We start from the raw sequence: 13,571 nt of genomic DNA on the forward strand, positions 1-13,571 counted from the left end.
GAGTGAGGCTGCCCGTCAATCAGGCACGATCAGGCGCGCACGATCAGGGCAGATTAAGCTGGCAGGTGTGCGCCAGCCAGCGATAGCCACCGGCAGGATCGCGCTCGACGTATCCAACTGATGGGAACGGCATGTGATAACCGGCGACGGCAATTTTCTCCGTCGCGGCCATGTCGAACACGCGCTTGCGTGTCGCCGCTGCCTGCTCACGATCGGCGTCGAACACGCAGTGCCAGTCCGGGCGAGCGAGGGATGCCACCTGATGGTGCGCGCAGTCGCCCCACAGCAGCAGGCGATTGCCGTTGCTCTCGATGTGGAAGGCCAGATGGCCCGGCGTGTGGCCATAGGCTTCGATAGCGCGCACGCCGGCAACAACATCATCGCCGGGCTTGATGAAGCTGATGCGCTCGGCCAGCGGTACGACGTTGGAGCGGAACACGGCCGCCATCTTTTCAGCATCGCCGGAGTGCTTTCCGGCCGGTGCCCAGAAATCATATTCGGTTGCTGAGATGACGTAGCGGGCGTTCGGGAACGCGGGTTTGCCGTTTTCCAGCAGGCCGCCGACATGGTCGGAGTGGCCGTGCGTGATGACGACCACGTCGATCTGTTCGGGCTTGTATCCGGCCGCGGCCAGATTGTTCGCCATCCAGCCACCGTTGGGCCGCGCAACGAAGCCGTTGCTGCCATTGCCGGCGTCAAACAGCACCAGTTCCTTGCCGGTGTTGAGCAGCGTTGGCGTGAAGCCGGGCTGATACTTGTCCGGCGGCAGCAGATTGTCGCCCATCAGCTTGGCCACCTCATCAGCGGTCGCGTTGCCGCCAATCAGCGGAAACGGCCCGTCGATGAAGATGTCACTGTCGGCAAGCGTGGTGAACTCGAATCCTCCGAGCTTGAAGCGGGCCCAGTCGGGCTTGCGCAGTCCTAGCTGCGGGGCGGCGGCGTGCGCGGCGCTGGAGAATAGACCGCCCAGCGGCATGGCGCCTGCAACCAGCGGCAACGCGCAGGCGCTGGCTGAGGCCAGAAAGCCCCTGCGGCTGACTGTGCTGGAATTTGCTTTATTATCAATCGTTGCCACGCTGTTCGTCCTCTGCAACCTTGCGGGTGTTTGGGCCGCACAATAGGAAAGGCTGGCGGTTTGCGCTTGAACAAACGTGCTGCGGAGCAATGGGCGATGGGTAGCGTTTCAGAGGGTGTGGCGACCGAGCCCGGCGGTGTCCGCGCCAGTCGTTCCGACGCGCTGTGGCATGTCGACGACGGCTGGGCGATGTTCGCCGGTTCGCTCAATCGCAATGCGCCGCATGCCCATTCAACGGCGGTTTATCTGGCGGGACTCTATGGCACGTTCCGGCTTCGCGTCGGCGGGGGAGAGTGGTTCTCGTGCCGCAGCGCCGTCATCCGCCCCGGCACCGTCTACGAGTTCGATGTCGGCGGCGATCCGTTGGGCGTGATGTATCTGGAGCCCAATCTCGCCGGGCCTGATGCGCTGGCCGCTTTCAGCAAAACGGGCCACGAAATCGGTGGCGCGCTTATCGGTCGGATTGATCACTCGATCATGCGTCCGTGCTTTGAAGCGCGGCGAACAACACCGGAAGTCGCCTCCAGCGTCAGCGATCTGGTTCGGCATGCCGAGGGGCGTGCTTATCGCCGGATGGATGATCGGATCGTCCGCGCTGTCGCCGAATTGCAGTTCAATCTCGCGGCCGCGCCTTCAGTCTCGATAGCGGCCGCGGCTGCCGGGATTTCCGCCACGCGGTTCCAGCATCTCTTTACCCGCGAAGTGGGGGTTCCCTTCCGGCGCTACCGGCAATGGCAGCGGCTGCGCATGGCGATCCGGTCCGCTGCGGCTGGAGCCAGTCTGACCGATGCCGCCCACACTGCAGGCTTTGCCGATCAGGCGCATTTTTCGCGGGTGTTCAAAGCGACGTTCGGTGCGCCACCCTCGCGGGGGCTGTGAGGCTGACGTATGCCAGCTGTGTGTAACTTGTGTGCAACATGTGCATAACCGGCGTGCAGCAACTCGTCTGATGACGGATGTTCAGGCGCTGCGAATCAATTGATTAACGAATCCTTAAACAGGGCCGATCGCTGATTTCGTGTGCTGACCGCGAAGGCTTTGTCGATAGACAAAAGCTTTTTTGAGGTCATTTCATGCACAGCATTTCCGGGAGCCTCCGAGCTCCGCTTATGATTGCGGCTTTGGCCGCCATCTTCTCCGCCAGTTTCACACCAGGCGCGCACGCTGCGGCGTCCAATCATGGATGTTCCGATGTTAACGCGGGCGCCTTCAACGTCACCGCTCTGACGCCTGGCGGTTCGGGAGTTCTCGCTACGATCTCGGGATTTCAGGTCGGTGATGTGATCACCTTCTCTGTCTCTGGCCTCACGGGGAGTAGCTTTCAGCTCATCAATGGCAGCTTGAATACGGTGCTGCTGTCCAATCCGCTCACGCCTAGTCCGGCGACCCTCAACTACACTGTTACAGGGGCCAACAACGACACCACAATCAACACCTACATGCTCGTTCAAGCGATGCCGTATGAGATTACGATCGCGGCAACCTGCGTGGGATCGCCTTCACCGCCCGGTCCGAGCGGATCGAATCCCGCCTCCGCACTGGTGACAGGATTTCTTTCTTCCCGCGTTAGCGGCATGCTGATAAGCGCTCCGAGCAGCACCAGCATTATGAACCGTGGCTTGCAGTCTGCCCCCTTCGGCAGTAGCGCTACGAACGTCGCGTCCGTTCCGGGATTTGCGCCGCCAATGGCTCTGGGCGCTGGAGCGGGATCGAGCGCTGCAATCGGCCGTGGCGCCAGCCGCTTTGACGATGCCGACGAAAGCACGCTCGGCAGCAGGAACGTCCAGTTCCGTAATTCGCTTTCGCAGATGCGGCGTGATGCAAGCGCGGCGCAGATGGAAAAGCATCGCATGGCGCTGGGCGCCGGTGATGGTGGCGCGCTGCCGCTGGCCTATGAAACGGCATCGCCATGGGACATCTGGGTCGAGGGCCGCTACTCTGCTTTCGATGACGATACCGCCAACTTCAACCGCAGCGGCCATGTCGGTTTGCTCTATGTCGGCGGCGACTACCGCGTGACCGAGAACATGATTGTCGGCGTGCTGGCCCAGTTCGACTGGGCGAAGGATGAGATCGGCGCGCTGCAGTCGAAGATCGACGGCAACGGCTGGATGATTGGCCCCTACATGTCGGCGCGGGTGCACCAGAACATCTATCTCGATGTCCGCGCGGCGTGGGGCCGTTCATCGAACGACCTTGCGCTGGCCGGCACCACCGGGGCGTTCGATACTTCGCGCTGGCTGGTTCAGGGTACGCTGGCGGGCAACTGGGCCTATGATGCCTGGCGCATTACGCCATCGGCCGATCTTGCCTACGCTTCCGAGAACGCCGATGGCTTCACCGACTCAACGGGCACGTTCATTGCGGGCCAGAAGGTGTCGCTGGGGCGGCTGCAGTTCGGTCCTGAGATCGGCTACCGCATCCGGCACACCGCCGATGCCTTCATCGAGCCGTTCGCCGCCATCAAGGGCGTGTGGGACTTCGACGATACGCGGGCCGCGTTTGTCAACGGCGTGGTTGTCGGCCCGGGCGAGTTCTGGGGCAGGCTGCAGGGCGGTCTCAACGTCGTGACAGCCAGCGGTGTCTACGTGCGCGGTCTGGCATCGTGGGACGGCGTGGGCGCTGGCGACTACAACGGCTACACGCTGCAGGGCACGGTGAACGTACCGCTGAACTGAGCAACGGCTCCATAGTTTGAGATGCCAAATGCGCGGGTTCCGAAAGGGGCCCGCGCATTTTGCTATTGGCTATGCACTGAAGCGCGCTTGCACTGACGCTCACAGGCTCATTTCTCGCGCATGCTCTAACAGACATCGGACTGTGTGTAACTTGTGCGCAACATGCGTATAAGCTGTGAGTAGTCATCATCGCAATGAGCGATGTTCAGACGCTGCGAATCACCTGATTAAAGAATCTCTTGCAGGGCCGATCGCTGATTTCGCGTGCTGACCGTGAAGGCTTTGTCCACCGACAAATGCTTTTTGAGGTCTATTTATGCACAGCATCGCCAGAAGCTTTCGTGCCGCGCGGATCGCTGCGGCGCTGGCCGCCGTCACCCTCTCCGCTAGTCTCACGCCACATGCCTACGCCGCGTCGGGTTATGAAGCGTGCTCGGATGTGAATGCCGGCCTTTTCAACCTAACCAATCACGGCAGTTCGGGCGGCCCCTTGATCACCGTTTCTGGCTTCCGAGTCGGCGATACGATTACATTCTGGGTAACCAGCACGGCGCCCCCAAACCAGTCCAGCTTTGTGCTGAAAAACGGCGCCGGGGTGGACCGTATGTACGTGACTTTAAACGGTGCTCATCATCTACAGGTCAGTTACAAGGTTGCTGGCGGCGCAGCCAACGATGGTACGCTTCAGACGTTTTTCGGTGTTGTTGCGGGAACGTATAACATTTCGGTCACGGCAACCTGCACTCCAGCATCCGCGCAGACTGATGCTGCTGCGGCCACCGCGATAGTGGCATCGTTCGTTGACGCCCGCGTCAGTGGCATTCTGATGAGCGCCCCAAGCAGCACCAGCATCATGAACCGCGGATTGCAGTCTGCCCCCATCGGCGGGACTACGGACGTCGCGTCCGTTCCGGGATTTGCGCCGCCAATGGCTCTGGGCGCTGGAGCGGGATCGAGCGCTGCAATCGGCCGTGGCGCCAGCCGCTTTGACGATGCCGACGAAAGCACGCTCGGCAGCAGGAACGTCCAGTTCCGCAATTCGCTGTCGCAGATGCGGCGTGATGCAAGCGCAGCGCAGATGGAAAAGCATCGCATGGCGCTGGGCGCCGGTGATGGTGGCGCGCTGCCGCTGGCCTATGAAACAGCTTCGCCGTGGGACATCTGGGTTGAGGGCCGCTACTCCGCTTTCGACGACGATACTGCCAACTTGGGCCGCAGCGGCCATGTCGGCTTGCTTTACGTCGGCGGCGACTACCGCGTGACCGAGAACATGATCGTCGGTGTGCTGGCCCAGTTCGACTGGGCGAAGGATGAGACCGGCGCGCTGCAGTCGAAGATCGACGGCAACGGCTGGATGATTGGCCCCTACATGTCCGCGCGTGTGCACCAGAACATCTATCTCGATGTACGCGCGGCGTGGGGCCGTTCGTCGAATGACCTTGCTCTGGCCGGTGCCACCGGTGCGTTCGACACCTCGCGCTGGCTTGTCCAGGGCACGCTGGCGGGTAACTGGGCCTATGATGCCTGGCGCATCACGCCATCGGCTGATCTGGCCTACGCTTCCGAAAACGCCGATGGGTTCACGGATTCAACGGGCACGTTCATTGCGGGCCAGAAGGTGTCGCTGGGACGGCTGCAGTTCGGTCCTGAGATCGGCTATCGCATCCGGCACACCGCCGATGCCTTCATCGAGCCATTCGCCGCCATCAAGGGCGTGTGGGACTTCGACGATACGCGGGCTGCATTCGTCAACGGTGTGGTCGTTGGCCCGGGCGAGTTCTGGGGGCGTTTGCAGGGCGGTCTCAACGTCGTGACGGCCGGCGGTGTTTATGTGCGTGGCATGGCGTCGTGGGATGGCATGGGCGCTGGCGACTACAACGGCTACACGCTGCAGGGCACGGTCAACGTACCGCTGAACTGAGCAACGGCTCCATAGATTGAGATGCAAGATGCGCGCGGGTTCTGAAAGGGCCCCGCGCATTTTGCTTTTCGGTGCCTTCCGATGCGCGGCCATTTCGCCCGTGGGATAGCCCGCGAAGTGTTCCTATATCAGCGGCAACGCTTTTGAATTGTCGTCAGGTTCCGCCGTGTCGCCCACGTTCACCGTTCTCACATCAGGCAACGATCTGCGCTTCGATGCCGCCATGCGCATCTACCGCGAGGCCATCGACCCGTCCGAGCAGAAGCCGCAAGAGCGTCTGCGGACGCTGGTAAGCAATAGTCGTTACAGCTTTCTGATCGCGGAAATCGCTGGCGAAGTCGTCGGCTTTGCCAGCGTTTACATCCCGCCGACGCGTGAGTTCTGGCTGTTGGAGTATCTGGCTGTCGATGCGGGGCTACGCTCGTCCGGGCTTGGGTCGAAGCTGTTCGCGGCGACAATTGCGTTTGCCGACGAGCGCACGGGCGATGCCCCTGGCATCCTCGAAGTGGAGAAGCCCGGTGCGGGAATCGGCGCTGATGATCCGATGCTGCGTCGGCTCGCGTTCTACAATCGCACCGGCTGCCGCCTGATGACCGGGCTCGACTACATTTTGCCGCCGCAGCAGGGGGAAATACCGCCGCCGATGCTGCTGTTGGTCCACGGCGCGCCGCAACTGGCCACCGTTGAGCGATCTGCTCTGCACCGCTGGCTGATCGCCATCTATGGCGATGTCTATGATCTGCCGCCCGAGGATGCTCGCATCGCACGGATGCTGGCGGCGCTGCCGGAGCGGGTTCCGCTTGTTAGCTTGGCGGCATTACTTTAGTCGCGCCCGGTCCAGGCGTGACAGCGCGTCCGTGGTGCGTATAGTGCGGCCAACTCAGCCAGGGCCATACCATGTCGAACAGCCAATCCACCCATGTAGCCGATAGTGCGCCGGGCATTCCGGTTGCGCCGCTGCATCCGGCTAACTCCTTTCAGGATCTTATTTTTGCCCTCCAGCGCTTCTGGGCCGAGCAGGGCTGCGTGATCCTGCAGCCGTACGACATGGAAGTGGGCGCTGGTACGTTCCATCCGGCGACGACGCTGCGCACCCTGGGGCCCAAGCCGTGGAATGCCTGCTATGTGCAGCCCTCGCGCCGTCCCAAGGACGGCCGCTACGGCGAAAACCCCAATCGCATGCAGCACTATTATCAGCTGCAGGCGATCATGAAGCCGGCGCCGGAGAACATTCAGGAACTCTATCTTGAGAGCCTGCGCCGCATCGGGCTGGTGCCGGAACTGCACGACATCCGCTTCGTCGAGGACGACTGGGAAAGCCCGACGCTGGGTGCCTGGGGGCTTGGCTGGGAGGTCTGGTGCGATGGCATGGAGGTGACGCAGTTCACCTATTTCCAGCAGGTCGGCGGTTTTGACTGCGAGGTGGTCGCGGCTGAAATCACCTATGGTCTGGAACGGCTTGCCATGTACGTGCAGGGCGTTGACCGCGTGTTCGACCTCTCCTTCAACGGGCGCACCGATGCGCGCGCGCTGTCCTATGGCGATGTGTTTCTGCAGGCGGAGCAGGAATTTTCGCGCTTCAATTTCGAGCACGCCGACACCGCGCTTCTGTTGCAGCACTTCAACGACGCCGAGCGCGAGTGCAAGTCATTGCTGCAAAAGGGCGAGACGCCTGAGGGGCGGCATCTGATGGCGCTGCCGGCCTATGATCAGTGCATCAAGGCCTCGCACGTTTTCAATCTGCTGGATGCACGCGGGGTTATTTCCGTCACCGAACGGCAGAGCTATATTCTTCGTGTTCGCGAGTTGGCGAAGGCCTGCTGCGCGGCATGGCTCAAGACCGCTGGAGGTGGTGCATGATCCCGTCGGCTGTACTCGGTGCTCTCATTCTGGGTGTGCCCGCTACATTGATCGCCTATTGGGCGCTTTATCGTCAGCCGCGCGGTATCTTCTGGTTTGCCTTCGCGCTCATTCTGGTCGGGCTCGGCTATCTGGGCGGCACGGGCGCGCTGTCGGACATCGCCAATACGGTGGCAGGCGAGACCGGGCTGGCCGTTGCACCGGGCGAACCTTCCATCATCGAGCCTTAGATCCCGACGCGCGCAACTGGCGGGTGGAGCCTCCAATGACGCTGGTGCCCTATGCTGGATCGAGCGCTCCGGCGAGCGCTTCAGTCGCGGAGCTCCGGCCGCGTCCAAGATCGTATGTTTCCCGCATCTGGCGACATGGCCCGAATGACGGCGTGCCGCTGTTCCGGATCGATACTGCGATCGATCCGGCGACGATAGAGGATCGCGCGCTCAGCGCTGCGCTCGCGCCATTCGCCGCGCAACTTCAGGATCTGTCGATCTACGTACTGCACGCCGAGGAAGTGAAACCGTTGGCGCCTTGGGCGGTCGGGCGTCTGGATGTGGACGAAAAGAGCGCCCACGTCTTTCTGCACGGCTACCTTGCCGCTCCCAACGGAATGCTGATGCTCAATCTGTTTCAGGCCCCGGGCGCTGTCGTCGATATTGTCATGGGGGTCGCGCCTATGGTGGTCGAGCCACGAAGCATCCATTTTGCCATCACCGATTACGACATTGGCATACGGGCCTCTATCGGCTGACAGTAATCCGAGCGCGCCTGGCCTGACGCATGTGCCCATGCGGGATGACAGCACTGCGCCGATCACGTATGAGTGCGGCAAGCCATTTACCGCCAAAAATATCCGGAAAAACCAATGTCTGAGCTGCTGCTTGAGCTGTTCTGTGAAGAGATCCCCGCCCGCTTGCAGGTTCGCGCGGCGGATGATCTGCGCCGGCTCATGGTCGATGGCCTGAAGGCGCGCGGTCTGGATGTGGGGGCGGCGCGCAGCTGCGTGACACCCCGTCGGATGACACTTGTCGTCGCCGACGTGCCGGAGATGTCGCCGGCCATTTCCGATGAGCGTAAAGGCCCGCGTATCGATGCTCCGGAAAAGGCGCTGCAAGGCTTTCTGAAGGCGGCCGGGTTGGCGTCTGTCGATGAGGCGGAAGTCGTCAAGGACGAGAAAAAGGGCGATTACTACGTCGCGCGCATCGAGAAGCCGGGCCGTTCTGCGGCTGAGATCATCGCCGAGGCTCTGCGCGAGACGATCCTCAATTTCCCGTGGGCCAAGGCCATGCGCTTCAACGCCAAGCTGGCCAGCGGTGGTGAGCTGCGCTGGATCCGGCCGCTGCACTCCATCGTGCTGTTGCTCGATGGCGCGGTGGTGCCGTTCGAGATCGCCGGCATTGCAAGCGGCAACGTCACGCGCGGCCACCGCTTCATGGGCGGCGAACCGTTCACGGTTTCGGGCTTTGACGATTACGTCGCCAAGCTGCGCGATCGCAAGGTCATCCTTGATTTCGCCGAGCGTGTTGCTGCTATCAACGAAGGTGCAAATGCGCTCGCCAAGGATGCCAAGCTGACGCTGGTCGAGGATGAAGGTCTAGCCGCGGAGAACGCGGGCCTCACCGAGTGGCCAACGGTGCTGATGGGCACGTTCGACAAGTCGTTTCTCGATGTGCCGGCCGAGTGTCTGACCAGCGCCATGCGCATGCATCAGAAGTGTTTCTCGCTACGGCAGGGCAAGAAGCTGGCCAACCGCTTTCTGCTGGTGACGAACCTTGAGGCCGAGGATGGCGGCAAGGTTATCGTCGCGGGCAATGAGAAGGTGATCGCGGCGCGCCTTTCGGATGCGAAGTTCTTCTGGGAGACCGATCTCAAGAAGACGCTGGACGATATGCGCGACGAGCTGAAGGGCATCACCTTCCACGAAAAGCTTGGCACGCAGTTCGAGCGCACCGAGCGCATCAAGGAGCTAGCCGACACCATTGCCGAGGAGCAGGAGCTTTGCGAGGCGGCATTGGCGCTGCGCGCGGGCGAGCTTTCCAAGGCAGATCTTGTCTCCGGCATGGTGGGTGAGTTCCCTGAACTGCAAGGCCTGATGGGGCGCTATTACGCTGAAGCGGAGCGCATGAACCCTGAGATCGCGCGCGCCATCGAGCTGCATTACAAGCCGAAGGGCCCGACGGATTCTTTGCCGCTGGAAAGCGAGGGCGATGGGGCAGCTGTTGCCGTGGCGTTGGCCGATAAGCTCGACATGCTGGTCGGCTTCTGGACCATCGGTGAAAAGCCGACTGGTTCGGGCGATCCCTATCAGCTCCGCCGTGCGGCGCTGGGCGTCATCCGCATCGTGCTTGAGAACGATCTGCGCTTGCCCCTGCTGCGTTACACGGTGCCTGCGCTTGCGTTCATGCATGGCAACATCGGCGGCCGTAACGCTTCGAAGGAACGCGCCGACATTCAGGAACAGTTGCTGGCATCGCCGGTTTCAATCGCCACCAAGCTGCAGGTTGTCAGCGAACTGGGGCAGATGAATGCGCCGTCGCAGAGCGTTGTCGAGCAGATCGTTTACGAGGCACACACAAAGGCCGTCGACCTGCTCAGCTTCTTCGCCGACCGGCTGAAAGTTTATCTGCGCGACAAGGGTGCGCGGCACGATCTCATCGACGCGATCTTTTCACTGCCGGGGCAGGACGATCTGGCGCTGATTGTGAAGCGTGTTGAGGCGCTGAGCGAACTGCTGGCGACGGACGACGGTGTCAATCTGCTGGCAGGCGTCAAGCGCGCGCAGAACATCCTCTCCATCGAGGAGAAGAAGGACAAGACCAGCCACGCGGGTGACTACGACGCTGCGTTGTTGCAGGCGGATGAGGAGAAGGTGCTCGCTGCGGCCATCGACAAAGTGAAGGACGACACCGCAGCGGCGCTTGGCGTAGAGAATTTTGCTGGTGCTATGCGTGCTCTGGCCGAGCTGCGCGCACCGGTCGATGCGTTCTTCGACAAGGTGACGGTGAATGCCGACGATCCGGCCTTGCGTCAGAACCGGCTGCATCTGCTGTCGCAGATCCGCGCTGCAACTCTAAACGTCGCCGACTTCACGAAGATTGCTTCTTAGTGGCGCCTTGCGACTCCGCTACGCGGAGCCGGCCGCAAGGCACAAGCCCTTCGGGCAGCCCGCTGCCAGACGCGTAGAGGCGGCGCTGACGAAACGCTAACCGGGCTGTGTTAGACCGGAGCGCATGAGCGCACACGACACCCGTTATCTGTTCGTCTATGGCACGCTGATGAGTGGCGCGCGCACGCGCCTCGGAGCGGCCGAACGTCTGCGTCTTGCCGAGCAGTCCGACAGTCTCGGTCCCGCATCGCTGCCGCACGCGAAACTTTATGATCTTGGCCGCTATCCCGGTGTCGATTGCACCGGCGGTCCGGACGATATCGTGCATGGCGAAGCAGTGCTGCTCGCCGACGCTGCAGCAACATTCGCGTGGCTCGATGTCTATGAAGATTGCGCGCCTGCGGATCAAACCTCAGCGACACACGCTGCGGAATACGAGCGCGTTGTGCAGCAGGTCCGGCTGGCCGGCGGCGAGACGTTCGATGCTTGGGTTTATGTGTTGTGTCGCACGCCGGAGAATGCGCACCGCATCGACAGTGGGCGCTGGAACGACGGCAGCGCCTGAACAAGCAGCGCGTACAAGTGCGCAGTCATGCAACGTGCAAACTGCATCGCGCTCAGTATCAAAATTGAAGGTGATGTATGTTGAGAGCTGGCTCGCGACCCTGCTTGGCCCTCACCTCGCAGGCACAGTTCCCGCTAAAGACTGTGGCGGCCAGCTCCCAGACACCTGTTCATACACCGGCCACGCTTCGACCACTATTAGGGCAGTCGAAAACAATTTTAATGTGCATATCGCGTCGATTTAAGTTGATGCGCAATCGCTGCGTGATTGCAGGGCGTTAGCAGGAACTATGCATTGCACATCGTTTTTTGTGTGCAGCGCGAAGCAAAATAAATTTCTTGCATCAGTTCTAAGCTTGCGCATCACGCACATTAGATGCGTGCGCAGCGTGATGCAGAACCTGCATCACTCATGCATCCGCTTCGTCTTCTGCTGCTGCGCTTGCTGTTTCATAAGCTTCACTCGCAAGCAGCCATTCTTCTTCCGCTTCCGCGAGACGCTTGGCGCATAAGCCGCGCTCGATCGATGCATTCTGTGCAGCTTGAGGATCGCGCGTGTAGATTTCCGTGTCTTCGAGCAGCTTATCGAGACGCGCTATTTCCGCACTGATCGAGTCAACTTTTCGTTCAGTAACCTGCATAGCTTTTTTCAATGGGGCCAATGCTGCGCGTCGATCTGCGGCTGCGCGGCGTTGGTCTGCACGCGCTGCGCGGGGTGCTTCCGTCTTTGCGACTGCAGCCGCTTTCGCGCGCACACTCGCACCTCGCTCGGCGAGCAGATCAGCGCGATAGGAATCCATATCGCCGTCGTAGGATTTGACTGTGCCGCCGCGCACAATCCAAAGCCGATCGGCACATGCTTCAATCAGATGACGATCATGGCTGATGAGGATGACAGCGCCTTCGAATTCTGCCACCGCTTGCACGAGTGCCTGTCGGCTGTCGATGTCGAGATGGTTGGTCGGCTCGTCGAGTATGAGAAGATGCGGCGCATGAAACGCTGCAAGCGCCAGCAGCAGACGCGCTTTCTCACCGCCGGAAAGATTATCGCATTTGGTATCGGCCTTGTCGGCCGAGAACCCGTAGGTGCCGAGGCGCGTGCGCCGCTGCGCTTCAGTCGCGTCCGGCATCAGATCGAGGATGTGGTCGTAAGGCGATTTCCCTGATGCAAGTTCGTCAAGCTGATGCTGGGCGAAGTAACCGACGTCGACCTTCTTGGCGCCGGCCACGTTGCCCGTCAGCGGCGCCAGTTTGCCGGCGATGAGTTTTGCAAACGTCGATTTGCCGTTACCGTTCTGGCCTAGCAACGCGATGCGGTCATCCTGATCGATACGCAGGTTCAGCCCGGTCAGCACCGGAGTGTCGGGCGCGTATCCGATCGAGACGTTTTCGAATCGCATCAGCGGTGAAGCCAGCGCCTTCTGCGGGTTCGGCAAATGGAACGGGCTTACCCGGTCGTCGAGTTGAGCGGCGATCGGTTTCATCTTGGCCAGAGCCTTGGCGCGACTCTGCGCCTGCTTGGCCTTGGTAGCCTTGGCCTTGAAGCGATCGATAAACGCCTGGATGCGTCGGCGCTCGTCGTCCTGCTTTTTCTTCAGCTTCAGTTCGAGCTGTTGCTTCTCGCGGCGCGCGTCCTCGAAATCGTCATAGCCGCCGGAATAGAAAACCAGCCTGCCGCGATCGAGATGCAAGATCGCCGTTACCGCCCGGTTGAGCAGGTCGCGGTCATGGCTGACGATGATGACCGTGTGCGGGTAGCTGCGCAGATAGTTCTCAAGCCAGAGCGCGCCTTCAAGGTCGAGGTAGTTCGTTGGCTCGTCGAGCAGCAATATTTCCGGTTCGAGAAACAGCACAGCCGCCAACGCAACACGCATGCGCCAGCCACCTGACAGCGATCCACATGGGCGTTGCTGTGCATCCTCATCGAAGCCGAGGCCGGAAAGAATTTGCGCCGCCCGGGCCGGGGCCGAATGCGCGTTGATGTCGGCGAGGCGTTCGTGAATTTCGCCGATGCGGTGCGGGTCGGTTGCCGTCTCGGCCTCGGCCAGCAGCTGTGCGCGCTCGGTATCAGCGGCCAGAACCCATTCGATGATGGGTTCCTTGCCGCCCGGCGCTTCCTGCGCGACATGCCCGATGCGGGCCGTGCGCGGCATGGTGATCGTTCCCATGTCCGGAGCAAGTTCGCCGGAGAGGATCTTCAGCAGTGTGGTTTTGCCCGCACCGTTGCGGCCGACCAGACCAACCTTGTGGCCAGTGGGGATGGCGGCGGTTGCGCCCTCGAAAATCGGGCGTCCTTCGATGCGATAGCTCAGATCATTGATGTGCAGCATGACGTCAGCACATAGCCGCTTGCAGGCACGCTGTCACCGG

The 13,571-nt window shown here is 61.5% G+C and carries 11 protein-coding genes; 9 read left to right on the forward strand and 2 right to left on the reverse strand.

The annotated features are described in order from the left end of the window. Positions 1–43: 43 nt before the first annotated feature. Positions 44–1,075, reverse strand: coding sequence for an MBL fold metallo-hydrolase (locus QEZ49_RS16245; protein ID WP_280388397.1), 1,032 nt, complete (start codon positions 1,073–1,075; stop codon positions 44–46). A 96-nt stretch (positions 1,076–1,171) separates the two neighbouring features. Here QEZ49_RS16245 and QEZ49_RS16250 point away from each other — a divergent pair, with 96 nt between their 5' ends. The 9 genes from QEZ49_RS16250 to QEZ49_RS16290 all read left to right on the forward strand — a co-directional run bounded on the left by QEZ49_RS16250 (position 1,172) and on the right by QEZ49_RS16290 (position 11,202). Continuing rightward, positions 1,172–1,954: a helix-turn-helix domain-containing protein gene (locus QEZ49_RS16250; protein ID WP_280388398.1), complete on the forward strand. Its 783-nt coding sequence runs from the start codon at positions 1,172–1,174 to the stop codon at positions 1,952–1,954. A 230-nt stretch (positions 1,955–2,184) separates the two neighbouring features. Next, on the forward strand, positions 2,185–3,753 hold the full coding sequence (locus QEZ49_RS16255; RefSeq protein ID WP_280388399.1) for an autotransporter outer membrane beta-barrel domain-containing protein: 1,569 nt from the start codon (positions 2,185–2,187) through the stop codon (positions 3,751–3,753). Between the two features lie 316 nt (positions 3,754–4,069). Next, positions 4,070–5,674: an autotransporter outer membrane beta-barrel domain-containing protein gene (locus QEZ49_RS16260; protein ID WP_280388400.1), complete on the forward strand. Its 1,605-nt coding sequence runs from the start codon at positions 4,070–4,072 to the stop codon at positions 5,672–5,674. 166 nt (positions 5,675–5,840) lie between these two features. After that, the gene (locus tag QEZ49_RS16265; RefSeq protein WP_280388401.1) at positions 5,841–6,500 is read left to right on the forward strand and encodes a GNAT family N-acetyltransferase; all 660 of its coding nucleotides are present in this window, start codon (positions 5,841–5,843) and stop codon (positions 6,498–6,500) included. Positions 6,501–6,571: 71 nt separating this feature from the next. Further along, positions 6,572–7,534, forward strand: coding sequence for a glycine--tRNA ligase subunit alpha (locus tag QEZ49_RS16270; protein WP_280388402.1), 963 nt, complete (start codon positions 6,572–6,574; stop codon positions 7,532–7,534). After that, on the forward strand, positions 7,531–7,764 hold the full coding sequence (locus QEZ49_RS16275; RefSeq protein WP_068460830.1) for a hypothetical protein: 234 nt from the start codon (positions 7,531–7,533) through the stop codon (positions 7,762–7,764). Before QEZ49_RS16270 ends, QEZ49_RS16275 begins: the two co-directional genes overlap by 4 nt. Positions 7,765–7,916: 152 nt before the next feature. Next, a complete protein-coding gene (locus tag QEZ49_RS16280; RefSeq protein WP_280388403.1) occupies positions 7,917–8,282 on the forward strand; it encodes a hypothetical protein in 366 nt (121 codons plus the stop codon). A 114-nt stretch (positions 8,283–8,396) separates the two neighbouring features. Beyond that, entirely contained in the window at positions 8,397–10,637 is a 2,241-nt protein-coding gene (gene glyS, locus QEZ49_RS16285; protein ID WP_280388404.1) for a glycine--tRNA ligase subunit beta, read from the forward strand. A gap of 124 nt (positions 10,638–10,761) precedes the next feature. Next, on the forward strand, positions 10,762–11,202 hold the full coding sequence (locus tag QEZ49_RS16290; protein WP_280388405.1) for a gamma-glutamylcyclotransferase: 441 nt from the start codon (positions 10,762–10,764) through the stop codon (positions 11,200–11,202). 409 nt (positions 11,203–11,611) lie between these two features. Here QEZ49_RS16290 and QEZ49_RS16295 read toward each other — a convergent pair whose 3' ends face one another. After that, positions 11,612–13,531: an ABC-F family ATP-binding cassette domain-containing protein gene (locus tag QEZ49_RS16295; protein ID WP_280388406.1), complete on the reverse strand. Its 1,920-nt coding sequence runs from the start codon at positions 13,529–13,531 to the stop codon at positions 11,612–11,614. Positions 13,532–13,571: the final 40 nt, after the last annotated feature.

It is taken from the genome of Hyphomicrobium sp. D-2 (genome assembly GCF_029872155.1).
In the GTDB taxonomy this organism is placed as follows: domain Bacteria; phylum Pseudomonadota; class Alphaproteobacteria; order Rhizobiales; family Hyphomicrobiaceae; genus Hyphomicrobium_A.

Bases quoted from the DNA above. Each gene is read 5' to 3' on its own strand.
- QEZ49_RS16290 (WP_280388405.1), top strand. From the start codon at position 10,762: ATGAGCGCACACGACACCCGTTATCTGTTCGTCTATGGCACGCTGATG.
- QEZ49_RS16295 (WP_280388406.1), bottom strand. From the start codon at position 13,531: ATGCTGCACATCAATGATCTGAGCTATCGCATCGAAGGACGCCCGATT.
- QEZ49_RS16260 (WP_280388400.1), top strand. From the start codon at position 4,070: ATGCACAGCATCGCCAGAAGCTTTCGTGCCGCGCGGATCGCTGCGGCG.
- QEZ49_RS16250 (WP_280388398.1), top strand. From the start codon at position 1,172: ATGGGTAGCGTTTCAGAGGGTGTGGCGACCGAGCCCGGCGGTGTCCGC.
- QEZ49_RS16255 (WP_280388399.1), top strand. From the start codon at position 2,185: ATGATTGCGGCTTTGGCCGCCATCTTCTCCGCCAGTTTCACACCAGGC.
- QEZ49_RS16270 (WP_280388402.1), top strand. From the start codon at position 6,572: ATGTCGAACAGCCAATCCACCCATGTAGCCGATAGTGCGCCGGGCATT.
- glyS (WP_280388404.1), top strand. From the start codon at position 8,397: ATGTCTGAGCTGCTGCTTGAGCTGTTCTGTGAAGAGATCCCCGCCCGC.
- QEZ49_RS16275 (WP_068460830.1), top strand. From the start codon at position 7,531: ATGATCCCGTCGGCTGTACTCGGTGCTCTCATTCTGGGTGTGCCCGCT.